Here is a 248-nt window from a genome sequence, read left to right as displayed (position 1 = left end):
ATGGACCACTGGGCCAAGCTGGTTCCGTCACCCGCCTTCGACTACGCATACGCCTGGGGTTCGCAGCGAGGCGACACCGCGCTTGAAAGCTCCCCGGAACTGCAGGCCGTTTTCCGGCAACACAATCTCAGCACTGCCGGGACTGCTCCTTCCGAAGCCGCGGCCACCGATCCCACTTCTACGGCGAGCATCCCTTCCGAGGCCACCACTGGCGGCAGCACCTCGACTGCCACCGCCCCTACCGAAGC

At 65.7% G+C, this 248-nt stretch carries 1 pseudogene; it reads left to right on the top strand.

Annotation, left to right across the window (positions count from 1 at the left end):
* Positions 1-248, top strand: a pseudogene (locus AC0L2Y_RS34715) (calcium-binding protein); the annotation flags it as partial.

This window comes from Mesorhizobium sp. WSM4830, assembly GCF_055811495.1.
Note: the sequence above shows the minus strand (reverse complement) of the source record. Positions and strands in the feature narration are given on the sequence as shown.